The organism is Halorussus salinus (assembly GCF_004765815.2).
GTDB lineage: Archaea > Halobacteriota > Halobacteria > Halobacteriales > Haladaptataceae > Halorussus > Halorussus salinus.
Genome location: NZ_ML974127.1, coordinates 512,653 through 536,916 on the forward strand (window position 1 = coordinate 512,653; position 24,264 = coordinate 536,916).

The window sequence follows — 24,264 nt, forward strand, 5'->3', positions numbered from 1 at the left end:
CTCGCTCGATACGTCTTTATCGCGCCCCGGCGCGTACGATTTCGCGGTGGGGAAATGACGGCACACGAGATAGACCGCGACGCGGTCGCGTCGTTTGCGGCCGACTTCGCAGGGGAGGTAGTAACGCCCGAGGAGGACGAGCGGTACGAACAGGCGCGGCACGTCTGGAACGGGATGCGAAACGAGCGCCCGGCGGCGGTCGCCTACTGCACCGGGGTCGCGGACGTGCGCGCCGCGGTGGCGTTCGCCCGCGAGGAGGACCTGCGACTCACGGTCCGTGCGGGCGGCCACGGCGTCGCCGGAAACGCGGTCGAAGACGGCGCGCTGGTCGCGGACATCTCCGGGATGGACGAGGTTCGCGTGGACCCCGACGAGCGGACCGTCAGGGTCGGCGGCGGCGCGCGGTGGGCCGACGTGGACCGCGAGACCCAGCAGTTCGGACTGGCCGCGCCCGGCGGCGTCGTCTCGGACACCGGCGTCGCGGGCCTCACGCTCGGGGGCGGGATGGGTCACCTCCGGCGGAAGCACGGCCTGTCCTGCGACAACCTCCGGTCGGCCGACGTGGTGACCGCGGACGGCGAGTTGGTCGTCGCCAGCGAGGAGCGCAACCCCGACCTGTTCTGGGCGCTCCGGGGCGGCGGCGGCAACTTCGGCGTCGTCTCCTCGTTCGAGTTCGACTGTCACCCGGTCGGTCCCGAGGTCGAGACCGTCTTCGTCTGGTATCCCGGCGACGCGGCCCGCGAGGTGTTCGCGTCGTTCCGGGAGTACGCCCGCGACGCGCCGCGGGCGGTCAGCGCGCTTCCCTTCTACGCGTGGGTGCCCGAACTGGACGAGTTCCCCGACGAGTCGTGGGGCGACCCCGCGGTCGCGTTGCTGGCCTGTTACGCTGGCGACCCCGACGAGGGCGCGACGGTGATGGAACCGCTCCGGGAGTTCGCCGACCCGGTGGCCGACCTCAGCGGCCGGATGCCCTACGTCGAACTCCAGTCGATGCTCGACGAGGACTACCCGAAGGGTCGGTACTACTACTGGAAGTCGCTGTATCTGGACGAACTGAGCGACGAAGTGATAACGAAGATACTCGCCCACGCCGAGGAGTGCCCCTCGAAACTGACGACTATCGACCTCTGGCAGTTGGGCGGCGCGGTCGCCGACCCCGACGAGGGCGCGGACGCGACGGCGTTCCCGAACCGCGACGCCCCGTACCTCCTCAACTACGAGGCCAACTGGGACGACCCGCGGGAGACGACCGCGAACGTCGAGTGGGCGCGCGAGAGCGTCGCGGAGCTACGGGACTCGGACGCGGTTCGGGGCCAGTACGTCAACTTCCCCGGCATGGGCGAGGACGCGGCGCGCGTGGCCTACGGCGACAGCTACGACCGACTCGCCGAGGTGAAAGCGACCTACGACCCCGAGAACGTCTTCCGGGGCCACCAGAACGTGACGCCGAGCGAGTAGGCGACCGACGGCGCTCGCTCCGTCCGTCGTCGGAGTATTCGCACCGTTCGTCCTACTCGTCGTGTATCAGCGTGTTCTCCACGAGGTTGCCGTAGCCTCGCTTGAGACGGGCCGAGGTGGCGTTCTTCGAGATGCCGAGTTCGTCGGCGACCCCCTGCAGGTCGGTCTCGCTCGGGACCTCGAAGTAGCCCGTGTGGTAGGCCGCGACGAGCGCCTCGTACTGTTCGTCGGTGACGCCGTACTTGCCCAGTGCTTCGGGGTGAGCCGATTCGGTGAGGCGCTTGAGTTCGAAAAACAGGTCGTGTGCCGCGGTGTAGTCCTGAAACTCCGAGAGGTCGTCGCTGTCGGGAAACAACATTTTGACCGTCCAGTCCCCGGCGTCGCTGGTCGCTTCCAGTACCGTCGCACCGGTCGCCGAGACGGCGTAGACGATGCCGCCGGAGCTTTGAGTCCACGTGACCTGATAGAGGCGCTGGTCGTCGTGGGTTTCGATGGCTCGCGGGTCCCTCACGGACGGGTCGTCGGCTAACGCGGCCTCGAACTCGCCGAAATCGACGCCGCTCACCCAGAAGAACGGCGTCACGTCGTCGTCCTCGACCGCGACCCGCTCGATTTCGACGTGTACGTCGGGTAGCGCGTCGAGCGTCCACGCGAGCAGAAAGTCGTCCGCGGGAACCTCGAACTCGGTAACTATTCCCATATCGGTGTCGGTGAGTACGTAGCGGTCGGCCGCAATCAGTGTATCCGTTCCCGACGGATTCGTCTCATTCGTCGTGGACGAGCGTGTTCTCTACGAGGTTGGCGTATCCCCTGTGGAGGCGGGCCGAGGCGGCGTTCTTCGAGATGTCGAGTTCGTCGGCCAACTCCCCGAGCGACACGTCGCCGGGGACCTCGAAGTAGCCGTTCCGGTAGGCGGCGACCAGCGCCTCGCGCTGTTCGTCGGTGACGCCGTACTGGCCGAACGCCTCGGGGTGAGCCGAGTCGTGGAGCCACCGCAACTCGAAGGAGAGGTCGTGGGCCGCGGCGTAGTCCTGAAACTCCGAGACCGCCTCGTCGCCGGGAAAGAGGAGTTCGACCGACCAGTCGGTCCCGTCGCTCTCGGCCTGTAGAATCGTCGCATCGACCTCCGAGACGGCGTAGACGATACCCTTGGTGTTTCGCTCCCACTCGACCTGATAGAGTCGCTGGTCGCCGTGGTCTTCGAGTTCGACGCTCCGCTCGACGGTCGGGTCGTCCGCGAGCGCGGCCTCGAAGCCCTCGAACTCCTCGCCCGCGACCCAGAAGTACGGCGTCACGTCGTCGTCCTCGACGGCGACCCGCTCGATTTCTATCTGCATCTCGGGCGCTCGCTGGAGCGTCCACCCCATCAAGAAGTCGTCCCCCGGCACCGTGAACGCGGTCAACACGCTCATTGCACACTTCTCCGTCGCGTCGCACATTAATTGCTCGCTTCGTTTGATTCCCTCCGCGCGCAGTTCCCCGCCGGTTGCTCGACTCCTCGTTCTGCTCCGTCGAGCGACGCGACTGGGGAATCGGCGTCGAAAGAACACCGCAAGGTACCCCTACCCGCGGTGTTCACGGCATTTCGGGCGCTGTAAATAGGTCTTGTGGTGTCCGGGAGCGTCGGCGCGCGGCCCCGGCGGCGACTGCGTACCGACCGCCGAGGAGGCCGGACGCCCGACGGCGGGAGGAGACTGGGCCTTCGAGCGCGGGAAGTCAGATACAAGCCCTCCGACCACCAAGCACGCTCGAATGCGCGAGGCGTACCCAGTCGAGGAGGCGGTCGGTATCGAACACTTCGTCAGCGACGGCGACGGCGTGGGCGGGCGACTCAGAGCGTCGCCGGAGGACTTTCGCGTCCGCGAGATAGAGCGGTTCGACGCCGAACCCGCCGACGCCGACCCCGGAGCCTACGCCCATCTCGTCGTCCGGGCGACCCTCCGGGAGTGGGACACCAACGACTTCGCCAAGCGCCTCGCCGACGCGCTGGGAATTAGCCGCGAGCGCGTCTCGTGGGCCGGAACAAAGGACAAGTACGCCGTCACGACCCAACTGTTCACCCTCCGGAAAATCGACCAGTCGGACCTCGAAGGCGTGTCCATCTACGACGCCGACCTCGAAGTACTGGGCCGCGCGGGGCGCGGACTGGAGTTCGGCGACCTCGCCGGAAACGAGTTCGAGATTACGGTCAGCGACCCCGAGCGCCCCGAGAACGCCGAGGAGGTCCGCGACCAACTGACCGACTGGGCCGACGAATCGCCGGGCGCGGTGGGCGTCCCCAACTACTTCGGCCAACAGCGATTCGGGAGCCGTCGCCCCATCACCCACGAGGTCGGCCTCCACGTCGTCCGCGGCGAGTGGGAGGAGGCCGTCAGAAGCTACGTCGCCAACCCCTACGAGACCGAACCGGAAGACAGCCAGCGCGCTCGCCGCGAGGCCGCCGACGCCTTCGCAGAGCGCGACTGGCAGACGGTCTTGGACGCCATCCCGCCGCGTCTCGGCTTCGAGCGCGCGATGGCCAACCAGTTGGTCGAGTCGGGCGGCGACGGACCGGAAGACTTCCGCGCGGCGCTCGAAGCCGTGCCCTCGAACCTCCAACGACTGTTCGTCAACGCCGCCCAGTCGTTCGCCTTCAACCGCATCCTGAGCGAGCGACTTGCTCGCGGGCTTCCCTTCCATCGCCCGGTCGCTGGCGACGTGGCCTGCTTCGCCGACGAGGTCGAGGGGCTGGCCCTGCCGGACCCCGACCGCGAACAGCGCGTGACCGAGCGCCGGGTCGAGACGGTCGCGCGCCACTGCGAGCGCGGTCGAGCCTTCGTGACCGCGCCGCTGATCGGGACCGAGACGGAACTCGCGGACGGGGAGCCGGGCGACATCGAGCGCGAGGTGCTGGCGGACTTGGAGTTGGCTCCAGAGGACTTCGACCTGCCGGGGGAGTTCCACTCGACGGGAACCCGGCGCGCGATTCTGGTTCGGTCCGACCTCGACATGGACGGCGCGACCGCCGGAAGCGACGCGCTGACCTTCGAGTTCGCGCTCCCGAAAGGGTCGTATGCCACGGTCCTCCTCCGGGAGTTCCAGAAGACTGACCCCGCCGAGGAGTAGCCTCAAACCATATCCCGGATGGCGTCGTAGCAGTCCCGCCACGATGAGTTACGCCAACAGAACCGAGAGCCTCCAGCGGCAGATAGACGACGCCATCGCCGAGGGGTGGCGAATCGAGTCGGAGACGCCCGAGCGCGTCGTCCTCGTCAAGCGCAACGTCGGGAGCCTCGGCGTCCACTTGATTCTGGCCCTCCTCACGGGCTGGTGGTCGTTCGGTCTCGTCAACCTCGTCTACGGCGCGTACAAGTATCTGAACGACTCCCAGCGCCGGGTCCTGCGCGAGGGTACTGCCTGCCCCGAGTGCGGGGCCTCGGTGGCCGCGGACGCAAGTTACTGCCAGAACTGCGGCACCGAACTCCCGCCCGCGGCGGTCGAGTCCGAGACCACGAGCGCGAGCTAATCGCTCGCGGGCAAAGTCCGAAAAGCGCGGAAGTTAAATCCGTATCCGAGTAACGTCCGCCCATGAAGTGTCGGCAGTGTGCGTCCCCGCTGGAACGACCGGGCGACTACTGTCTGGTCTGTCGGACGCCAAACGCCGACGCCGTGGTGCTGGAACTCGACCGGGACCGCGCGACGCTGACGATGTTAGACGACGAGGAGGTCGTCGGCGAGAGCCACGTCACGACCACGCCCGAGGAGGGCGGCGAGGCGGGCGTCGTGGAACTCCGGAACTTCGCGGGTCGGGTCGCCGACGAGGTGCGGCGCAAGCGCCCCGAGGAGGTGTACGCCGCGGGTGACCGCGACGTGCTTCGAGCGACCCGGAGCCAACTGCATCACGAATTCTATCGCATCGGCGACGGCGGCCGCGCGAGCGGCGGGACGACGGGCGACGACGCCGACGGCGGGAGCGGCGGGGGCGCGGTCGAGACCGTCCTCGCGCGCCGCGGCGACCGCGCGCTGGAGGTCGTGGAGGCGGCTCCGGCCGAGAAGTTGGGCGGGAGCCACTCGACGCTCATCGGCGACCGGGCGGGCCGGACCGCCATCGAGACGGTGGCGGGCCACCCCCACGTCAAGAAGATAATCCCCGGCCCCATCGACGCGGGCGGGTCGGGCAGTCGGTCCGGCGTCCGGGCGAAGGCGACCCGCGCCGACGAGAACGGCAACGTCCGGATGCTCCTGCGCGACGGCTCCAGCGTCCAAGAGAACCGTGTCGTCACGACCGCGATGGACCGCGAGCGCGGCGAGCAGATTCGGGCGGACCTCAACGACGCGCTGGCGGAAGCCGGTCTTCAGCCGGACTGACCAGCCGACCGGTCGCCGAGAGCCGCGGTAAGCCGTGATTGTCCTGCAAGTCGGATTTCAAGCCGGATTACGCCCCGCGTAGCTTTGGGGCTGGCGCGCGTCGCTGGATTCGACCGCGCCGACTTCTGACGAAAAGCCCCAACCTTCTTGGGGATGGTAATTATATCTAATTACGCAATGGTCAGCCACTACGACGCGGTCCTCGCGGCTATTCCACTGCTCTCCGGGGGAGGGTTTCTGGTCGGCCAGTTGACGGGGCTTCCGGGCGCTATCGCGGGCATGGTCGCCTCGCTCGCGGTCATCGGCCACGAACTGTTCAATCCGCCCGCCGACGCCGCGGAGTGACGGCCGACTCGGGGAGTCGGCCGACCGGGGGTTCCGGGAGTCGAACGCCGGAAGTCGTGAGTCGTGAGTACCGACCGTCGAACGTCCCGCGTATCGACCGTCGAACGTCCCGCGTATCGACCGTCGAGCGAACGCCCGCGGTCGGCACCGCGCGCAACGAAAATTGCGGCCCGGACAGCGGTCGTTTCCCTCACCAGCCGACGGACACGACACGAAGTCGTCACGAAGGCAAGCGGACCGCGGATGGCGACCGGTCGGCGGGAACCCCGTAATCGAGCATCCCGGCAGTCTTTCGGCCTGATGGCCCGTTCCCGTACCGAGGAGGTCCCGGAAGTCCGAAACCTGCTCGTCGTGCGACCAGTCGCCCCAACGCGAGATTCCGGCCCGCAAACTGGCCCGAACCGTCTGGTTCGCTTTTAGCTTGGTCCCGCTTCGATGGGATAGAGACATGGGAACAGATACCAATCGAAAGCGCGACTCGAACCGACTGCGAGCGGTGGCCCTCGCCGTCTGCGTCCTCGTCGGCGGGGTCGCCCCGGTACTCGCCGCGAGCGGCGGCGGCACGGTCCAGCAGGCAGAGAACTCGACGGCACAGGGAACGGAGAACGCGGACCTCCTCGGGGGTGCGCAAGCGGTCGCCAGCGACTCGCTCGTGACGGCGGACGCCAGCGAGCTAGCGACCGTCGAACTCGCACCGGCGGTAGCGGAGGGAGCCGATATCGGGCCGCGAGCCTCCGAGGAGACCCCGCGAATCACCTTCGGCGCGGCCGCGCAGGGACTTCCGCAGAACAAGCTCGAAGCGATTCGGAGCGGGCTACGGGAAGCCTCGGTTCTCGCCCAACGGCAGGGCGCTGACGTGACGCAAGCGCAGGTCGCGGCCGCGCGCGAGGGTGCGGTTGCGGGCGTGCAACAGAACCAAGAGGCGAACGTCGAGCAGATTCAGGCCGCGGTGCAAGGGTCGGCGCTCGGCGCGCTGATTCAGGCCCAAGACGCCGACATCGACCAGACCCAAATCGCGGCGGGCGTCGAGGGCGCGAGCAAGGGCGCGCTGAGCCAGCGCCAAGACGCGACGGTCAAACAGCTCCAGTCGGCGGGGTACGGCGCGAGCCACGGCGCGCTCGCCCAGCGCCAGAAGGCCGACGTGACCCAGATTCAGAAGGCGGCGTCGGGCGCGTCCAGCGGCGCGGTCTCGGGCGCGAAGGAGAAGAAGACCGACGCCATCGGCAAGATTCGAGAGGCCGCCCAAGGCGGAGCCTACGGCGCGATGGAGAAGGGCGAGGAGAAGTCCGACGAGAAGGTGAAGTACGCCGCGCTCGGGGCCGCCAAGGGGTCGATATCCCAGAGCCAAGAGGCCAACGTCAAGCAGGTGCAGGTCGCCGCGGTCGGTGCCAGCACCGGTGCCATCGAGCAGAGCCAAGCGGCCACCGTCAAGCAGGTGCAGGCGGCCGCGCAGGGCGCGGCGAAGGGCGGCGTCTCACAGAGCCAGAAAGCCACCGTGGACCAGATTCAGGTCGCCACGCAGGGCGCGGCGAAAGGCGCGGTCTCCCAGTCGCAGGTCGCCAACGTCAAGCAGATTCAGTACGCCGCGCAGGGAGCATGCGAGGGCGCGCTGAGCTACTGCCCCGTCTGCAAGGGGTCGGTCACGATTCAAGTGAGCAACGTCAACATCATCCAAATTCAGATCGCGGTCCAGCAGACTGCGGCCGTCACCGCGAAGGAGGCCGCGCGCAAGGGCCAGACCAAGCCCTACGAAATCGTCAAGCAGGGTCGGTACGGCTGTCAGAAGCGCATCGGACTCCTCGACCCCGAGAACGAGGGCTACCGCGTGAACGACAGCGACGGCGACGGTCTGCTGGACGACCAAGAGGAGACCCTCGGAACCGACCCCGAGAACGCCGACACCGACGACGACGGACTCACCGACAGCGACGAGGTGTTCGTCTACGACACCGACCCGACCGAGGCCGACACCGACGGCGACGGCCTCGAAGACGGGACGGAAGTGGACCAGTACGACACCGACCCGAACGACCCGGACACCGACGGCGACGGGATTCCCGACGGCGAGGAGGTCGCCCAGAACAGCGACCCGCTCGACCCCAACGACCCCGAGGAGACCGACACCGACGACGACGGACTCACCGACGACCGCGAGCAGGACCTCGGCACTGACCCGACCGACCCCGACAGCGACGACGACGGCGCGACCGACGGCGAGGAGGTGGACGCGCTCGGGACCGACCCGCTCGAAAGCGACACCGACGGCGACGGTCTCGGCGACTTCGAGGAGGTAGACCAGTACGACACCGACCCGACCGACGAGGACAGTGACGACGACACGGTTCCCGACGGCGAGGAGATAGAGCAGGGGTCCGACCCGAACGACGCCAGCGACCCCGCGGAAGTGGACGCCGACGGCGACGGACTGGCCGACGCCGAGGAGCAGGCGCTCGGCACCGACCCCCAGAACCCCGACAGCGACGCCGACGGACTGGAAGACGGGACGGAGGTCAACGTCGAGGGCACGGACCCGCTCGACCCCGACAGCGACGACGACACCGTCTCGGACGGCGAGGAGGTCCAGCAGGACAGCGACCCGTTGGACAGCAACGACCCCGCCGTGACCGACACCGACTTCGACAACCTCCCGGACGCCGAGGAGGAGGCCATCGGGACCGACCCGGACAATTTGGACACCGACGGCGACGGTCTCTCGGACGGCGAAGAGGTCGCCCAGAACACCGACCCGCTGGACGAGAACGACCCCGAAGGGCTAGTCGGCGGGCCGGTGACGACCACGCAGACCGCGACCACGACGACTGGAACCGCAACCACGACGACTGGAACCGCAACCACGACGACTGGAACCGCAACCACGACGACTGGAACCGCAATCACGACGACCGGGACTGCGACGACTACGACGCCCACCGAGACGATTACGACCGAGACCGCGACGACTACGACGCCGACGGAGACGACTACCGGAACCGCAACCGCGACGGTTACGACCACCACGCCGACCGAGACGACTACGACCGCGACCGCTACGACGGTAACGCCGACCGCGACCATCACGACAGCGACCCCGACCGAAACGACTACCACAGCAACTGAGACGACTATCACGACGACTGCGACGCCGACCGGGACCGCTACCGCCACGCCGACCGAGACGACTACCGCCACGCCGACCGAGACGACCACCACGACGCCGGGCGAAACGACGACGACAGCCGCTGAAGGAGTCGATTCGGACGGCGACGGACTGACCGACGCCGAGGAGCAGGAGTTCGGCACCGACCCACAGAACCCCGACACCGACGGCGACGGTCTCTCGGACTTCACCGAACTCGTGGAGTTGCCGAACCTCGACCTGCGGGCGACGGACCCGACGAATCCCGACACCGACGGCGACGGCCTCTCGGACGGCGAGGAGTTGCTCGGCGCGTCGCTGAGTGACCCGACGACGCCCGACACCGACGGCGACGGCCTCTCGGACGCCGAGGAGCGCGACGCGGGAACCGACCCGCTCGAAGCAGACACCGACGCCGACGGCGTGGTGGACGGCGAGGACCAGAACCCGACCCAAGCGGACGGGACCGACTTCGGACCCGAGGCGGCCGACTCCGACGGGGACGGTCTGACCGACCAGCAGGAAGTCGAGGAACTCGGCACCGACCCGCAGAACCCCGACTCCGACGGGGACGGCTTGACCGACTTCGACGAGGTAATCGGCCTGCCCGAGGCGGGACTGAACCCGACCGACCCGACCGACCCCGACTCCGACGCCGACGGCTTGCAGGACGGCGAGGAGATTCTACAGGAACCGATCAGCGACCCGACCGACCCCGACACCGACGACGACGGCTTCACCGACGCCGAGGAGGTCCAGCAGGGGACCGACCCGCTCGACCCGTCGAGCGTGCCCGATGGCGTCGGGACGACGACCGAGACGGCGACTGCGACTACCACGACCGAGACGGCGACCGCGACGGAGACGCCGACGACTACCACCGCAGAGACACCGACCACGACGACGGAAGTCGAGACGCCCACCACGACGGAAACTACGACGACCACGACGGCACAGCAACCGGCCGACTCGGACGGTGACGGCCTGACCGACGACGAGGAGGCACAGGTCGGCACCGACCCCCAGAACCCGGACACCGACGGGGACGGGATTCCCGACGGACAGGAGATTACCGAGTTCGGCACCGACCCGACGAACGCCGATTCCGACGGCGACACGATACCCGACGGGCAGGAACTGCAAGTCGGCACCGACCCGACCGACCCCGATTCCGACGACGACGGCGTGGGCGACGGCCAAGAGATAACCGAGTTCGGCACCGACCCGACCAGCCCCGACACCGACGGCGACGGCCTCGAAGACGGCGAAGAACTCGCCGTGGTCGGGACCGACCCGACGAATCCCGACACCGACGGCGACGGGATTCCCGACGGCGAGGAGGTCCAGCAGGGGACCGACCCGCTCGACCCGAACGACCCCGGCGCGGGCGGCACGACGACCGCGGCGACGAACGGGTAGAACGGTCGAGGCGGGGCGGTCCGACCGCCGTCTCGACTCAAAGGCTTTATCAGCGCGCCGGGACAAATCCGCAGTACTATGGCCGAAAACACGAAGAGCCGAACCGGAAGCGCCGGACGCTTCGGCGCGCGATACGGCCGCGTCTCCCGCAAGCGCGTCGCCGACATCGAGAGCGACATGAACGCCGACCACACCTGCCCCGACTGCGGTACCGACGACGTGGACCGGCAGGGAACCGGTATTTGGCAGTGCAGTAGTTGCGGCTACAAGTTCGCGGGCGGGACCTACCGCCCCGAGACGCCCGCGGGCCGGACGGTCACGCGCTCCATCCGTGCCGCGCTCGGCGAAGACGAAGAATGAGCTACAAGTGTTCGCGGTGTAAGCGCGACGTGGAACTCGACGAGTACGGCGGCGTCCGCTGTCCGTACTGCGGCCACCGCGTCCTCCTGAAGGAGCGGAGCCGCGACGTGAAGGAAGTCGAAGTCCACTAGTCCGCTTCTCCTCATGGGCGACTTTTCTAACGACTCGTCCCGACCGCACGACGCCACGCTCCGATTCGGGTACGAGTCGCCCGGCCGTGCCCGCGTCGTGGCCCGCGCCGTCGCCCGAGAAGTCGGCGAAATCGACGGCGACCGCTCGGCGGCGACGGTCGAGCGCGACGGCGATTCGGTAGTCGTCCGCGTCGTCGCCGACGACCTCGTGGCGCTCCGCGCTGGCTGTAACACGTGGGGGTCGCTGGTCGAAGTCGCCGAGCGAACGTCGGAGTTGGCGTAGACGAGCGAACCCGTCCGCTACGACCGGGCGGCGTCTCGCCACCCCGAGCGCAGAATCCGGAGGACGTTTCCGCCTCCTTTTTATCTACAGATTATTTACACTACCGTGATGGAGATACATCCCGAGGAGTTGTTTTCCGCGCCGGGCGGGTGGGAGGACGCGAAGTACTCCGTCCTGAATTCACTCGTCTTTCTCGGTCTCTACGCGTACTCGGAACTCCGGTACGATGGTGGACTCGACACGATGCTCGCCATCGGCGTCGCAGTAGGAGTGGCCGGGATTACGGAACTACTGCCGACGAATCGACGGCTGTTGGCGAGTGTACTGCGAGTGGTAGCAATCGGGAGTCTCGTCGCGTTGTTGCTACGGTCCGTATTTATCTTCGTGTCGTAATCGACAGCAGGAGGAGTCCGACCGGAGATATCGGAAATCGCAGTGTGAGGTTCTACAGATGCCCATCACCCTCGTTTCTGCTCCGTCAGTCCACGAGAAGCGGCTCCATCGAATAGAATCGAAAGCGGGGGTTTTTCCGTCCGGGCCGCATTCCCGTAGGTATGCAGGGTAACCTACCACCGGAAGCACAAGAGAAACTCGAAGAACTGCAGGACCTTCAGGAGACCGCACAGCAGGTCGCCGCCCAGAAGAACCAAGCCGAGACTCAGCTCAACGAGGCCGAGACCGCTCTCGACGAACTGGAAGACATCGACGAGGACACCACGATGTACCGAGAGGTCGGCGAGCTGTTCGTCGAGACCGGCTACGACGAGGCTCAGGACGACCTCGACGAGAAGGTAGACAGCCTCGAAATCCGCGTCGAGACCCTCGAAAAGCAGGAGGAGCGCGTCCAAGAGCAGTTCGAGAGCCTCCAGTCCGAGCTTCAGAACATGCTCGGCGGCGGTGGCGGCCCCGGCGGCCCGCAGGGACCGGGCATGGGCGGCGGCGCTGGCGGCGCGTAAATGCCGACCGATGACGAAGTCGTGCAGACGGCCGCCGAGGCCGCCGAGGGACTCATCTTCGCTCGGTTGAAGAACTCGGCGGTGAAGGACTTCGACGTGACCGTCGAGTTCGAGGAGGGCGTCCTCGACGTGGACGTGTACCTCAACGCGCCCGAGGCCGACGACGACGAGGAGATAGCCGAGGACGCCGCACTGGCGGCCCAGTCTGCGGTAGACGAGTTGTTCGCCGACGCCGAGGAGTGACCTCGGACCCGGTTTTTTCGCGGTCGTTTCCCGCCCGGTAGCGGTCGCTTCGGCTCAGTACAGCGAGAGGTGGCCGGTCACTTTGTCCACGAGGTCGTCGTCGGCCGGACCGACCGCCAGCGCCGTGACCGTGCCGGGGTCGAGTTGGGTGTGACCCGCGTCCCGGACGATGGCGTGGGGAATGCCCTCCGCGCGGGCCTTCTCGGCGAGTTCGAAGAGTTCGCTCTCGCCGTTCGCTTTCACGACGACTTTCTTCTGGCCTCCGCCCTTCCAGCGCTTGCGGGCTTTCGTGCCGGTCTCCTCGTAGGCCGACAGCGAGGCGTGGGCGACCTGTGCGGCGAGCTTTCCTTGGCCCATGTCGATGTCGGCGCGGGCGACGATGGTCTGTTTCATGCGAAGTCGAACGCGTCGGGACGTTAAATCGGTGGCTACTCGTCGCTCCTCGACCCAACACGACACGCGACCGACAGAATCATGTGGTCGGGTTCTGCACGGTCGGGCATGGTCCTCAACGCCCTCCTCCGTCCGGACGAGTTCTTCGCCGAACGCGCGCCGGGGCTGAGCCTCGGCCGCGCCGCGGCGGTCGTTTTCGTCGTCGCCGTGGTCTCGACCGCCGTGGTCGGCGCGTTCGGGTGGACGCTCAGCCAACGTCTCACCGCGACGACCGAGATACCCAACGACGAGCGCCCGCCCGATTGGGTGTGTGAGGACGAGGCCGACTCGGAGGTAGAAGAGATGGTGCAGGACGGTTGCGACGAACCGAAACAGAAGACCGTCGTCGTCGGCGACCTGCTGTGGGACGCGTTCAGCGAGCGACTGCCACTGGTGTTCGTCGGCGTCCTGCTGGCGTGGCCCCTCTACGGCGTCGCGCTCCACGTCGGTTCGGCGCTGGCCGGGGGAAGCGGGTCGTTCACCGACACGCTCGCGGTCGCGGCGTGGGGCATGTTCCCGAGCGCGTTGCAGGCCGTGGTCGGATTCGGACTCCTGTACGCCGCGCTCGGTGGCATCGACCTCGCGGGGTCGGACCCCGAGATGCTGGCCTCGCAGATACGGTCGCTGACCGAGCGCGCGCAGGGTGATACGGCCCTCCTCTCGCTTGCCGGGGCGGTCTGGCAGGGGTACGTCTGGACGTTCGGCCTGAAGCGCGCCCGCGACCTCTCGACCGGCGGTGCGGCGTTCGCGGGTGGCGGCGTCGCCGTCGTGGTCTTCCTGTTGAGTCTCGTCTGAGTCGCCGGTGAATCTCGCTCGGGTCGCTGTCGAGTCTCGTTTGAGCCACCGTCGAGTCTCGGCTCCGTCGCGCTCGTGGGCGCTCCCGGCGGATTCGGACCGCCACGCTTTACCTCCCTCCCGCCTCCCCTTCGAGTATGATACTCTCGGACGCCGACATCCTCGACCGGATGGAGGCTGGCGACCTCGTGGTCGAACCGCTGGACGACCCCGACTTGCAGATTCAGCCCGCGAGCGTGGACCTGCGACTCGGCCGCGAGTTTCTGGAGTTCCAGCGCACGAACATCCCCTGCATCCACCCGACGAGCGAACAGGAGGTCTCGGAGTACGTCACCGAGACCGTCGTCGAGGAGGGCGACGACTTCATCCTCCATCCCGGCGACTTCGTGCTGGGGACGACCAAAGAGCGCGTCGAGATTCCCGCCGACCTCATCGCCCACGTCGAGGGCCGGTCGTCGCTCGGTCGCCTCGCGGTCGTCGTCCACGCCACCGCGGGCCTCTGTGACCCCGGTTACGAGGGCCAGATTACCCTCGAACTGTCGAATCTGGGGACCGCGCCGGTCGCGCTCGAACCCGGCATGCGCGTCTCCCAACTGACGTTCACCGAACTCAAGACGCCCGCCGACCGCCCGTACGGCGAGGAGCGCGGGTCGAAGTATCAGGGCCAGTCCGGACCGCAGGCCTCGCGCATCCAGAGCGACCACGAGTTCGGCGGCGACCAGAAGTCGGGTGATTCGGCGTGAGGTTCGCCGAGGAGATCGTCGTCGAGGAGTTCCTCCCGACGGTCCGGTCGATGCTCGCGGAAGACCTGCGCGACCGGGGCCTGACCCAGAGCGAGGTCGCGGACCTGCTGGGCATTAGCCAGAGCGCCGTCTCGAAGTACGCCAACGGCGAGGTCGAGCGCAACGAGCGGGTCCTCGCCGACGAGCGCGTGCGGAACCTCGTCGCGCGACTCGGCGAGGGGCTCGCGGAGGGGACGATGAGTCGCGTCGAGGCGCTGGTCGAGATAGAGATTCTGATTCGGCGACTCGAAGACCGGGACCTCGTGGCCGAGATTCACGAGGCCGAGATGCCCGAACTCGCGGGCCACGGCGGCGATTTCAACGTCCACGACCCCGAGGGCGACCTCCGGACGACCGAGCGCGTCCGGTCGTCGCTCCGCCGAGGCCTGACCATCGTGGAGAGTACCAGCGGGTTCTCCTCGCTCATCCCCGCGGTGGGTTCGAACCTCTGTGAGTGTACGCCCGACGCCGACGGCATCGACGACGTGGCGGGCGTGCCGGGCCGCATCTTCGACGTGAAGGGGCAGGCGACCATCCCCTCCGAACCCGAGTTCGGCGTGAGCGAACACGTCGCCTCGCTCCTGCTGGCCGCGCGTCGCCACGGGAGCGACGCCCGCGCGGCGCTGAACGTCCGCTACTCGCCGGACATCGTGGCGGCGCTCGAAGAGTTGGGCCACGCCACCGCCGAGTTCGAGGCCGAGTACGACGACTTGGACGCGGTGGTCGGCGCGGCCCTCGCCGAGACGCCCGACGCCGCCGTCCTCTATCACACCGGCGGCTACGGCATCGAACCCATCGTCTACCTGCTGGGCGAGGACGCCGAGGAGGTCGCGGTGATGGCGCGCGAACTGCTCTGAACGCTCAGTCCAGCGGTCGGTTCCGGAGCAGAATCTCGCCGTCGTCGCGCTCGTCCACCGAGTCCGAGTCGAGCGCGAACGCCTCGTCGTCGGCCTCGTGGCTCCCCCAGTCGAGTTTCGCCTTGAGTTCTTCGGCGAGGCTCGGGTCGGGTTCGACGTACGCGTCGCCGCCCCGGACTTCGGTGACGACGCCGATTTTCTTGCGGTCGGCGTCGAAGACGGACGAACCCTCGTCGGCTTCGGTGAACTCCATGCGCCGAGTTCGACCCGCTGGCGGAAGACGGCTACGGCCGGTCCGCTGGGTCTCGCCACGTCCCCGGTCCGCCGAGTCTCGCGGTGCCTTCGGTCCGACGGAGTTCCCGACACGTGTCCCTATTCCTACGCGCTCCGACACGAAAACGGGTGCGTTTATGTCCCCGCACCAGCCTTGCACACGCATGGACGCGAGTCGTTCGCTTCGGTGGGCAGTCTACTACGTCGTCCTCGCCGGAATCGCCACCGCGGTCGGCGGTGCGCTGGTCGGCGGAGGAGTCGTCTTGGGCATCGCAGACGGGTACGGGCAACTGGCCGACGGCGCGGCGCTGACGACCGCGCTGGCGACCGCCGCGCCGGGTCTCACGCTGGCGCTGTTGGGCGTCGTCGTCTGGGCGGTCGGCTCCGTCACGGCGTTCGTGCGGGTGTTCACCGCCGCCGTCGAGGAGCAGATGCGCGAACGCTTCGACGGCGAGCGGGTCAAGAGCGAGATTCTGTCGGTGCTGGACGAACGCCTCTCGGAGGTCGAACACGATGTCTCGGAGACGCGCCGTCAGATCTCGGAGTTGAAACGCGAGGAGTCCGCCGACGAGTTCCAGTTCGGCGAACAGCAGTAGCCGACGAGCGGAGTCGAACCCGCTCCGGGAGCGGCCGCTCGGGAACATAAAGCAACTGTAGAAAACGTATTTTGTTTCCGAGAGCAATCTATAGGCATCTTTGTGAGCTATTCGCGGAGCGGGGCAACTTTTCTACCGGCGCGGCCCGAGTCACCGACCATGAACGACGCCGACCGTGCAGGTTTGGAGACCGAGGCCGACCACCCAAACTCGGAGACCGAGGCCGACCACCCAAACTCGGAAACCGACGACTACGCGGCGGTCGTCGCCGAGGCCGACCGCGACCTGCCGCCCGAGACCGTCGCCGCGATGGTCGGCGAGATTCGCCCGTCGTGGTCGGTCCGGGAGGCCGCGCCCGCCGAGGAGGGAACCGACGTGGTGTACTTCGTCACCGCCGAGATGCCCGACGGTCCCCGCGAGTGCGTCCTGAAGGCCTGCGAGTTCCTCGACCCGCGGGCGTTCCGGCCCGAACCGCACCTGATGGAGGCGGTCGGCCGCCGGACCGAGATTCCCGTCCCGGCGGTCGTCGGCGCGGTGGACGACCACCCCGACCTGCCCGCGCCGTGCTACCTGATGGAGCGGTGCGACGGCGCGGTCCGCGAAGGGGCGGCCCGCGACCTCCCGGCGGCCGCCATCGAGCGACTGGCCCGCGATGCCGGGCGCTATCTGGCGCAACTCCACGCGCTCGGCGAGTTCGAGGCCTTCGGTACCGTTCTCCTCGGGCGCGACGCCCGTCGGGAGGGCCGCGCCAGCGGCCTGACAGTGGCGGACCGCGACTCGCCCGCCGGAGAGCGCGTCCTGACCACCGACGAGTCGGCGACCGACTCGTGGCGCGAGCGCGTCGAGGAGGTCGTCGCCAGCACCCGCGGCGAGTTCCACGACCGGTTCGCGGACCTCGAATCCGACCTCCGGGCGGCCGTCGAGTCGCGCCTCGACGCGCTCGACGGCGAGTTCGACGCGGTTCTCGGCGACGACGACTACCGACTCGGGAACCTGCTGGTGGACCCCGAGACCGGCGAGACGCGCGCGGTCCTCGACTGGGGGAACTCCTCGACGCTCGAACCGCAGTACAACCTCGTGCTGACCGAGCAACACCTGAGCGACTGGGCGCGCCACGGCGACCCGCGCCGCGAGCGCGTCCGCGTGGCACTCCGGGAAGGGTATCTGGACGCGAGCGACCGCGACGAACGAGAGGAGGCCGCGGAGATGCACCGTCTCGCGGTCCGGGAACTGGTCGAGTGACGGCGAGGAGATGCGACGCGGATAGCGTGGAGAGGCTGTCCGTCGGGATTGAACGTCGGAGTCACAGCATCGCGACAGCAACGCGAACCGCCCTGATGCCGACTCCACGGAGTCCACCGCACAGCACCGCCACCGCACAGCACCGCGGCCGCACGCCTCGTTCCTCCCCACCCTCCTGCGGTCCTCGCTTCACTGCGGTCCTCGTTCCCTCGCGCGGATGGGCGTGACCCGCGAGCGGTCACGCCCGCACGCGCCGGAATTTCTGTCCAATCGAGCGAACGAACTCAGGCCTCGATGATGTCGTCGCCGTCGTCCATCTCGGGCACCCGCAACTCGCCGTCGAGCGCGCTGGCGGCCCGTCCGCCGACGCGGACCTCGTCGCCGACGCGAACGCGGACGTGGCCCGGCCGGTCAACGAAGTGGCCCTGCTCGAAGACCATCTCGTCGGGCAGTCCCTCGCCGTCGAAGGCCTCGAACTCCCGGAGGTAGGCCCCCGTCGCGCCGCTGGCGGTGCCGGTCACGGGGTCCTCCGGGACGCCCGCGGCGGGCGCGAACATCCGCCCGTGGAGCGTCGAGTCGCGGTCGAGCGCGTCGAAGCTGAACGCGTAGATTCCGGTCGCCCCGACCTCCTCGGTCAGGGCCTCGACCGTCCCGAGGTCGGGGTCCATCGCGCTGACGTGTTCGAGGAAGTTGACCGGCACGACGAGGAACGGGAGACCGGTCGAGGAGACCGCCAGCGGGAGGTCGGCACCCACGTCTTCCATCGCGGCGTGGTCGATGCCGAGCGCGTCGCCGACCCGCTCGTAGCTCACGTCCACGCGGCGAATCTCGGGCGCGTCTTGGGTCATCCAGACCGTGCCGTCGGACTCGATTTCGATTTCGAGGACCCCGACGTTGGTTTCGAGGCTGTGGGTGCCGGGCGAGATTTCGCCCTCCTCCAGTAGGTAGGCGTGGGACGCGATGGTCGCGTGGCCGCAGAGGTCCACCTCGGTCGTCGGCGTGAAGTAGCGGACTCGGCGGTCGGCCTCGTCGCTCGTTCGGAAGAAGGCGGTCTCGCTCACGGCCAACTCCGCGGCGATGGCCTGCATCTGGCTCTCGGCGAGTCCGTCGGCGTCGGGGACCACTCCGGCGGCGTTCCCGGCAAACGGTTCGTCGGTGAAGGCGTCTACCTGAAGGGCGCGTCGCGTCTCCATGCTCGCACCGTGGACCGCGCCGCCCTTAGTTGGTTCGTCGCCCCCGCCGCTCCCTTCCGTCCGAGAGTCAGTCCTCGAGGAGATACCCGCCAGTCACCGACACGTCGAACGACTCGCCCGCCTCCGCCGGGGCCGTCACCGATACCCTAATATCGCGGACGTACCGGCCTTCTCGACCCTCGCCGCCGTCTTCTCCGTCGCCGTCTTCCTCGCCGCCGTCTCGCCGGTCGTCCTCGCGCAACTCGAAGCGATACCGGTCGCCGCCGACTTCCAGCCACGCGCGGCCGGTCGCGGACCCGACGACGGTCGCAGTCGCCTCGACCGTCTCGCCGGGACCGGGCGATTCGCTCACCGTCAGCGACCGGAGGGTCAACTCGGGCGTGGCCGTCGGGAGCGAGACGGTCTCCTCGAAGGTTCGGAGGAACGTCGGGGTGTCGTCGCCGTCGGTTCCGTTACGTCCGTCGCCACCTCCACCGCCCTCGCCGCCGCTTTCGCCGTCACCGCCGTCTCCTCCATCGCCTGCTTCGCCAGTCAGCAACTCGACGCCGAGCGCCGACTCCACGTTTCCGATCTTGTTACAGATGGTCTGGTTCGCCGACCCGGCGAACAGCAGGCCGACGAGTTCGCCGCTCTCGTCGCGGAAGACCGGCGACCCGCTGTCGCCGCCCTGCGACATCGGCCCGGCGATAATCTGGTCCCGTAGCGTGACGGTCCCGTGGTCCGGCCCGAAGTTCACCCGGACGCTCGCGCCGACGGCTTCGACCGTCCCGGACGTGACGCCGGTCGTCCGGCCGGTCTTCGTCACGGTCTCGCCTCTGAGCGACCGGTAGTCGTCGCGGCGAATCGCGGTCGGCCACTCGTCGGGGAGTTCGTGGTACTCGGGCGCTTCCCGGTCTGGGTCGGCCGAGCGCGCGGCCACGTCCACGGTCACACCCTCCTCGACGGGGACGTATCCGCGGAGTTCGCCCACCTTGTCGTCGGGCAGACTGCCGCCGTCGCGGGGCGAGGGCTGGACGACGGGCGCGCCGAACTCCGCCTCGTTGACCAGCGCGTAAACGTGGTTGTTGCTCAGGCGAACGACCTCGCCGGAGTCGGTCCCGTCGGCCCAGTTCCCGGCCGCGGTGTCGGTCACGCGGGCGGGGTACGGCCCGGCGGTCGCGGCCGTCGAGTCGGCGTTTATCTCGCTGACGCCCGCGACGACCGGCCGGTGGCGGTCCTTGCGGTCGCTCTCGGCGTCGGGAATCTCGACCGCGGCGAGCGCGTCGAACCCCTCGCGCTCGTCGCCGTAGCCCGTATCGACCACCTCGACGTTTCGGTCGGGGACTCGCTTGGTCACGTCGTCCTCGTCGGTCAGTTCTTCGGGGTCGAGTTTCTGGGAGACGTACACCCGCACGGTGTCGGTCTCCTCGTCGTATTCGACGCCGAGTACGTTCCGGCAGTCGAGCAAGTGTTCGAAGTCTTCTGAACTCGGCATGGCACACCTCCGGGGTTTCGCACCCCGAGAGCGTAATTTGAGGGCGCGCGCGACAATAGTAGTACCGGCGGCGCGGACGATGGTATCGCCGGGACCGGTCCTGACAGCCGCGTGAACGCCCGAGGCGGCGGGAAATCCACCTGTAAACGGTTAAGTGTGCAGGGCCTCGATTTGCGAGGTGGTATGAGCGAACTCCCCGACGAGTTCAAGTGTACGATTACGAACTGGGAGTATATCTACGGTCTCTGCCGCGATGTCAGCGACCAAGTGAAACACGACTCGTTCGACCCCGACGTGGTGGTCGCGCTGGCCCGCGGCGGGTGGTTCGCGGGGCGGTGTATCTGTGACTTCTTGGGGATGGACGACCTGACGAGTCTCAAGATGGAACACTACGTCGGGACCGCCGAGAAGTCGGCGGAACCCGAGGTACGCTATCCGATGCCGGAGGGGAGCGTCGAGGGCAAGGACGTACTCATCATCGACGACATCGCCGACACCGGCGGGTCCATCGAGCGTGCCGAGGAGTACGTCACCGACCGGGACGCCGGGGAGGTCCGGACCGCGACCCTCCAGTTGCTCCAGACCAGCGAGTTCGAACCGGACTACATCGGGGAGCGACTGGATGAATGGGCGTGGATTGTGTATCCGTGGAACTTCATCGAGGACATGATAGACATCACCAGCGGCGTGATGGACAAGGCCGACGGCGACCGCTTCACGACCGAGGAGATTCGCCACCTCCTCAGCGACTTCCACGACGTGGAGCGAATCGAGATGGAGATCGCCCAACCCGACCGGATGGACGAGGTACTGGAAGAGATGGTCCGGCGGGACGTGCTGGCCGACGAGGGCGACGAGTGGCGACTCGTGGCTAACGAGGGCGTGGGGGCCTGAGGCCGGGTCGTCGCTCGGGTCCTTCTCGGACCGGCCGACGCGCGGTGCCGAGTCGAGTCCCCGGACGAACCGAACCGCCGGACGAGTCGAATTACTGAACGTTTAACTCGGTCGGCGCGAATCCCGACGACATGCGAGAGTACCTGTATCTCGGTGCCGCCATCGCCGCCGAGGTGACCGGCACCACGGCGCTCAAGTTCTCGGAGGGGTTCACGAACGCCGTCCCGTCGCTGGTCGTGGTCGTCGGCTACGTCGGGTCGTTCTACCTCCTGAGTCTCACCCTACAGGAGCTACCGATAGGGCTGGTGTACGCGACGTGGTCGGCCGTCGGCATCGTCGCCGCGGCGCTCCTCGGCGTGGTCCTGTTCGACGAGCCGATAGACGCCGCGGGACTCCTCGGGATGGCGCTCGTCGTCGGCGGCGTCGTCGTCCTGAACGTCTTCTCGGACGCCTACAACCCCGCTCACTGACGCTCGACCGGACCCGAGCGATTGGCTCGCCGTTTCCTCCGGGAGTTTCGGTCCACGGTCCGGAAGGGTAGCCGTTTAGTACCTACCGACGCGACTGTCGGGCATGACGATTGGATTCATCGGCGGCAGTGGAATCTACGAGGCGCTTCCGCTCGAAGATACCCGCGAGGAGGACGTTTCGACGCCGTTCGGCGACCCGAGCGCGCCCGTCACCATCGGCGAGTTGGCTGGCGAGGAGGTCGCCTTTCTCCCGCGTCACGGCCCGGACCACCAGCACACGCCGACGAACGCGCCGTACAAGGCGAACATCCACGCGCTGAAGCAGGTCGGCGTCGAGCGCGTGTTGTCGAGCAACGCGGTCGGGAGCCTGCGCGAGGACCTGCCGCCCCAGACGTTGCTGGTGCCCGACCAGATTTTCGACCGGACGAAGCATCGGGACGCGACCTTCTTCGGCGACGGCATCGTCGTCCACATGCCCTTCGCGGACCCCTACTGTCCGCACATGGTCGAGCATCTGGCCGACTCCTGCGACACCGCGACCGACGCAGATTCCGAGGAGGGCGGCACCTACGTCTGCATCGAAGGCCCGCAGTACTCGACGCGCGCCGAGAGCGAGTTCTACCGCGAGCAGGGCTGGGACGTGATCGGCATGACGACGATTCCGGAGGCGAAACTCGCCCGCGAGGCCGAGATGTGCTACGCCACCGTCACGGGCGTCACCGACTACGACGTGTGGAAAGAAGACAGCGAAGTCACGCTCCAAGAGGTGCTGGACAACGCCGCCGAGAACGAGGAGTCCATCAAGGAAGTCGTCGAACACGCGGTCCGGAACATGCCCGACGAGCGCGAGTGTGACTGCGGGTCGGCGCTGGAGGGGACCGTCAACACGCCCACCGAGGCGATTCCGGACGAGACCCGCGAGCGCGTCGACGCGTTCGTCGGCGAGTATCTGGACTGACCGAGCGCGACGCGGCGTCGTGCGCTCCTCGGGCATCCGTTTTCCGTCGAACGACGGAGCGAGAGCGACGAGCATCGCCCGACGCGAGGAGGGACAGGTATTCGTGTCACCGGGGCGATATTCGAGTATGCAGGTCAGCGAGTTGATGACCGAGCGGGTCGTCACGATAGATGTCGAGAACACGCTCCAACTCGCCGCGAACCGGATGCTCCACTACGGCGTCGGGAGCATCATCGTCCTGCGGGACGAGCGGCCGACCGGCATCATCACCCGGTCGGACGCGGTGGCGGCGGGCGCGAGGTCCGACGAGCCGTTCAGTCGCCTGTCGGTCGAGCGGGTGATGACCGACCCCGTCGTGACGGTCCAACCGACGGCGACCGTCAGCGAGGCCGTCGAGGTGATGACCGACAACACGGTCAAACATCTCCCGGTCGCGGCCGACGGAGTTCTCTGCGGTATCGTCACCAGTAGCGACATCGTGTACAACCACGAGGAGTTACGACACCAGATCGAAGCCATCCACGAGCGCGAACCGGCGGCCGACGCCGAGCGAGAGTCCGACGAAGAAGGAGGGTCCGACGAAGAACGAGAGTCCGAGGAGGCGGCGGACGGACACCCCGAGTCGTCGGCCTGAGAGGCGTGGACCGCCGAAGGCGACACTCGACGCAGGGTGGTCAGTCCGCAATCGCGGGCGTCTCGGGTTCGTCGGTCGCCTCGGCGTCTTCGACCCACAAGTCCTCGAACATGTCGTCCTGTTCTAAGGTCACGGTCCCGCGGTGCGAGAGGAACAGCAGTGCGAGGAACGTCTGGATGCGCGACCCGCCGACCGTCTCGATTTCGGCGTAGAGGACTTCGGTCCGGCCCTTCTCGTAGTGGGACTGCAACTCGTCGCGCACGTCGTCGATGACCGCCTCGATGTCCTCGGCGTGGGCGGTCCCGGTCACGTCGTCCGCGGAGGGTTCTTCGTCCACGCGCATGTCGTCGTCCATCCGGTAGTCCAGCGTCTGCGTGCCGCGCTGGAACCCCGACGGCGAGTCGGTCGTGTCGTAGCTTCGGGATTCTTTCCACCACGACCCCCGCTCGCGCTCGCGCAACTCGCGGACGAGTTCGTCCAGCGTCTCGGGCGACCCGCGGGCACTCTTGCGGTCGAGGCGGCGCTCCATCTCGTCTTCCAACTGCTCGATGGGGTCGAACTCGGGGAACTCGCCCTCGTCGCCGGGCGCGGGCGCGTCCGGCCCCGGTCCCCAGTCGTCCCACGGGTCGGCCTCCTCGGCTTCCTCCTCGTCGTCGTCGGCCAGCATCGCGTCGCTCTTCATCCGGAGGAGGACGCTGGCGTAGAACAGCGCGCGACCCGAGGTCCGGAGGTCCGCGCCGTCGAGTCGGTCGAGGAACTTGTCGGTGACGGTCACGATGTCGATGTCCCACGGCTCGATTTCGCCCTCCTCGGCCAGTTGCACGAGGAGTTCGACGGGTTCGGCCTCGTCGTCGTCGGCGTCCACGTCGAGTTCGTCGGCGACGATGGTCTCCTCGGCGTCGCTCCCGTCGTCGGGCGATTCCTCGGAATCGCCCCCCCCCACGCGGGCGGCGGCGGCCTCCCCCCAGCCGGCCCCCACACGGTAC

At 68.0% G+C, this 24,264-nt stretch carries 28 protein-coding genes; 21 read left to right on the forward strand and 7 right to left on the reverse strand.

Annotation, left to right across the window (positions count from 1 at the left end; all coding sequences use genetic code 11):
- Window positions 1-54: 54 nt before the first annotated feature.
- Window positions 55-1,458: an FAD-binding oxidoreductase gene (locus EPL00_RS02585; RefSeq protein WP_135851979.1), complete on the forward strand. Its 1,404-nt coding sequence runs from the start codon at window positions 55-57 to the stop codon at window positions 1,456-1,458.
- 52 nt (window positions 1,459-1,510) lie between these two features.
- Here the strand turns inward: EPL00_RS02585 and EPL00_RS02590 are convergent, their stop codons facing one another.
- Together EPL00_RS02590 and EPL00_RS02595 are read right to left on the reverse strand one after the other, a co-directional pair.
- Window positions 1,511-2,158: a helix-turn-helix domain-containing protein gene (locus EPL00_RS02590; RefSeq protein ID WP_135851978.1), complete on the reverse strand. Its 648-nt coding sequence runs from the start codon at window positions 2,156-2,158 to the stop codon at window positions 1,511-1,513.
- Window positions 2,159-2,222: 64 nt separating this feature from the next.
- Window positions 2,223-2,870, reverse strand: a complete 648-nt coding sequence (locus tag EPL00_RS02595) for a helix-turn-helix domain-containing protein (RefSeq protein WP_135851977.1) — start codon at window positions 2,868-2,870, stop codon at window positions 2,223-2,225.
- Window positions 2,871-3,210: 340 nt separating this feature from the next.
- On the opposite strand from EPL00_RS02595, the gene truD reads away from it, so the two are divergent.
- The 11 genes from truD to EPL00_RS02645 all read left to right on the forward strand — a co-directional run bounded on the left by truD (window position 3,211) and on the right by EPL00_RS02645 (window position 12,678).
- On the forward strand, window positions 3,211-4,563 hold the full coding sequence (gene truD / locus EPL00_RS02600; protein WP_135851976.1) for a tRNA pseudouridine(13) synthase TruD: 1,353 nt from the start codon (window positions 3,211-3,213) through the stop codon (window positions 4,561-4,563).
- Between the two features lie 43 nt (window positions 4,564-4,606).
- On the forward strand, window positions 4,607-4,963 hold the full coding sequence (locus EPL00_RS02605; protein ID WP_162224131.1) for a zinc ribbon domain-containing protein: 357 nt from the start codon (window positions 4,607-4,609) through the stop codon (window positions 4,961-4,963).
- 62 nt (window positions 4,964-5,025) lie between these two features.
- Window positions 5,026-5,805 carry a DUF2103 domain-containing protein gene (locus EPL00_RS02610; RefSeq protein WP_135851974.1) on the forward strand — a complete coding sequence of 260 codons (780 nt, stop codon included), beginning with the start codon at window positions 5,026-5,028 and terminating at the stop codon, window positions 5,803-5,805.
- Window positions 5,806-5,982: 177 nt separating this feature from the next.
- Complete coding sequence (locus tag EPL00_RS23425) at window positions 5,983-6,150, forward strand: hypothetical protein (protein ID WP_202932531.1); 168 nt, start codon at window positions 5,983-5,985, stop codon at window positions 6,148-6,150.
- 448 nt (window positions 6,151-6,598) lie between these two features.
- Window positions 6,599-10,705, forward strand: a complete 4,107-nt coding sequence (locus EPL00_RS02615) for a hypothetical protein (RefSeq protein ID WP_162224132.1) — start codon at window positions 6,599-6,601, stop codon at window positions 10,703-10,705.
- A gap of 78 nt (window positions 10,706-10,783) precedes the next feature.
- Window positions 10,784-11,065 carry a 50S ribosomal protein L37ae gene (locus EPL00_RS02620; RefSeq protein ID WP_135851973.1) on the forward strand — a complete coding sequence of 94 codons (282 nt, stop codon included), beginning with the start codon at window positions 10,784-10,786 and terminating at the stop codon, window positions 11,063-11,065.
- Window positions 11,062-11,196: a DNA-directed RNA polymerase subunit P gene (locus EPL00_RS02625; protein WP_135851972.1), complete on the forward strand. Its 135-nt coding sequence runs from the start codon at window positions 11,062-11,064 to the stop codon at window positions 11,194-11,196. Before EPL00_RS02620 ends, EPL00_RS02625 begins: the two co-directional genes overlap by 4 nt.
- Before the next feature lie 13 nt (window positions 11,197-11,209).
- Entirely contained in the window at window positions 11,210-11,479 is a 270-nt protein-coding gene (locus EPL00_RS02630) for a KEOPS complex subunit Pcc1 (RefSeq protein WP_135851971.1), read from the forward strand.
- A gap of 108 nt (window positions 11,480-11,587) precedes the next feature.
- Window positions 11,588-11,872 (forward strand): hypothetical protein, encoded by a 285-nt coding sequence (locus tag EPL00_RS02635; RefSeq protein ID WP_135851970.1) that lies wholly within the window; start codon window positions 11,588-11,590, stop codon window positions 11,870-11,872.
- Window positions 11,873-12,033: 161 nt separating this feature from the next.
- Window positions 12,034-12,435 carry a prefoldin subunit beta gene (locus EPL00_RS02640; protein ID WP_135851969.1) on the forward strand — a complete coding sequence of 134 codons (402 nt, stop codon included), beginning with the start codon at window positions 12,034-12,036 and terminating at the stop codon, window positions 12,433-12,435.
- The gene (locus EPL00_RS02645; RefSeq protein WP_135851968.1) at window positions 12,436-12,678 is read left to right on the forward strand and encodes a DUF3194 domain-containing protein; all 243 of its coding nucleotides are present in this window, start codon (window positions 12,436-12,438) and stop codon (window positions 12,676-12,678) included.
- Between the two features lie 54 nt (window positions 12,679-12,732).
- Here EPL00_RS02645 and pth2 read toward each other — a convergent pair whose 3' ends face one another.
- Complete coding sequence (pth2, locus tag EPL00_RS02650) at window positions 12,733-13,071, reverse strand: peptidyl-tRNA hydrolase Pth2 (protein ID WP_135851967.1); 339 nt, start codon at window positions 13,069-13,071, stop codon at window positions 12,733-12,735.
- A 108-nt stretch (window positions 13,072-13,179) separates the two neighbouring features.
- Here pth2 and EPL00_RS02655 point away from each other — a divergent pair, with 108 nt between their 5' ends.
- The 3 genes from EPL00_RS02655 (at window position 13,180) to EPL00_RS02665 (ending at window position 15,544) form a co-directional block, all read left to right on the forward strand.
- Entirely contained in the window at window positions 13,180-13,905 is a 726-nt protein-coding gene (locus EPL00_RS02655; protein ID WP_135851966.1) for a Yip1 family protein, read from the forward strand.
- A 137-nt stretch (window positions 13,906-14,042) separates the two neighbouring features.
- Window positions 14,043-14,648, forward strand: a complete 606-nt coding sequence (gene dcd / locus EPL00_RS02660) for a dCTP deaminase (protein ID WP_135851965.1) — start codon at window positions 14,043-14,045, stop codon at window positions 14,646-14,648.
- Complete coding sequence (locus tag EPL00_RS02665; RefSeq protein ID WP_135851964.1) at window positions 14,645-15,544, forward strand: thiamine-phosphate synthase family protein; 900 nt, start codon at window positions 14,645-14,647, stop codon at window positions 15,542-15,544. Before dcd ends, EPL00_RS02665 begins: the two co-directional genes overlap by 4 nt.
- Window positions 15,545-15,548: 4 nt before the next feature.
- Here EPL00_RS02665 and EPL00_RS02670 read toward each other — a convergent pair whose 3' ends face one another.
- Complete coding sequence (locus EPL00_RS02670) at window positions 15,549-15,797, reverse strand: hypothetical protein (protein ID WP_202932532.1); 249 nt, start codon at window positions 15,795-15,797, stop codon at window positions 15,549-15,551.
- Window positions 15,798-15,981: 184 nt separating this feature from the next.
- Here EPL00_RS02670 and EPL00_RS02675 point away from each other — a divergent pair, with 184 nt between their 5' ends.
- Both EPL00_RS02675 and EPL00_RS02680 read left to right on the forward strand, forming a co-directional pair.
- On the forward strand, window positions 15,982-16,413 hold the full coding sequence (locus EPL00_RS02675) for a hypothetical protein (protein ID WP_135851963.1): 432 nt from the start codon (window positions 15,982-15,984) through the stop codon (window positions 16,411-16,413).
- Window positions 16,414-16,572: 159 nt separating this feature from the next.
- The gene (locus EPL00_RS02680) at window positions 16,573-17,655 is read left to right on the forward strand and encodes a phosphotransferase family protein (RefSeq protein ID WP_135851962.1); all 1,083 of its coding nucleotides are present in this window, start codon (window positions 16,573-16,575) and stop codon (window positions 17,653-17,655) included.
- Between the two features lie 284 nt (window positions 17,656-17,939).
- Here EPL00_RS02680 and EPL00_RS02685 read toward each other — a convergent pair whose 3' ends face one another.
- Complete coding sequence (locus tag EPL00_RS02685; protein ID WP_135851961.1) at window positions 17,940-18,848, reverse strand: PhzF family phenazine biosynthesis protein; 909 nt, start codon at window positions 18,846-18,848, stop codon at window positions 17,940-17,942.
- A gap of 67 nt (window positions 18,849-18,915) precedes the next feature.
- On the reverse strand, window positions 18,916-20,322 hold the full coding sequence (locus EPL00_RS02690) for a chymotrypsin family serine protease (protein WP_135851960.1): 1,407 nt from the start codon (window positions 20,320-20,322) through the stop codon (window positions 18,916-18,918).
- A gap of 183 nt (window positions 20,323-20,505) precedes the next feature.
- Here EPL00_RS02690 and EPL00_RS02695 point away from each other — a divergent pair, with 183 nt between their 5' ends.
- The 4 genes from EPL00_RS02695 to EPL00_RS02710 all read left to right on the forward strand — a co-directional run bounded on the left by EPL00_RS02695 (window position 20,506) and on the right by EPL00_RS02710 (window position 23,278).
- Complete coding sequence (locus tag EPL00_RS02695; protein ID WP_135851959.1) at window positions 20,506-21,216, forward strand: phosphoribosyltransferase; 711 nt, start codon at window positions 20,506-20,508, stop codon at window positions 21,214-21,216.
- Window positions 21,217-21,347: 131 nt separating this feature from the next.
- Window positions 21,348-21,686, forward strand: a complete 339-nt coding sequence (locus EPL00_RS02700) for a DMT family transporter (RefSeq protein ID WP_135851958.1) — start codon at window positions 21,348-21,350, stop codon at window positions 21,684-21,686.
- A 103-nt stretch (window positions 21,687-21,789) separates the two neighbouring features.
- Window positions 21,790-22,644, forward strand: coding sequence for an S-methyl-5'-thioadenosine phosphorylase (mtnP, locus tag EPL00_RS02705; RefSeq protein ID WP_135851957.1), 855 nt, complete (start codon window positions 21,790-21,792; stop codon window positions 22,642-22,644).
- Between the two features lie 127 nt (window positions 22,645-22,771).
- Window positions 22,772-23,278: a CBS domain-containing protein gene (locus EPL00_RS02710; protein ID WP_135851956.1), complete on the forward strand. Its 507-nt coding sequence runs from the start codon at window positions 22,772-22,774 to the stop codon at window positions 23,276-23,278.
- A gap of 40 nt (window positions 23,279-23,318) precedes the next feature.
- Here the strand turns inward: EPL00_RS02710 and EPL00_RS02715 are convergent, their stop codons facing one another.
- Complete coding sequence (locus tag EPL00_RS02715; RefSeq protein ID WP_162224133.1) at window positions 23,319-24,257, reverse strand: segregation/condensation protein A; 939 nt, start codon at window positions 24,255-24,257, stop codon at window positions 23,319-23,321.
- Window positions 24,258-24,264: the final 7 nt, after the last annotated feature.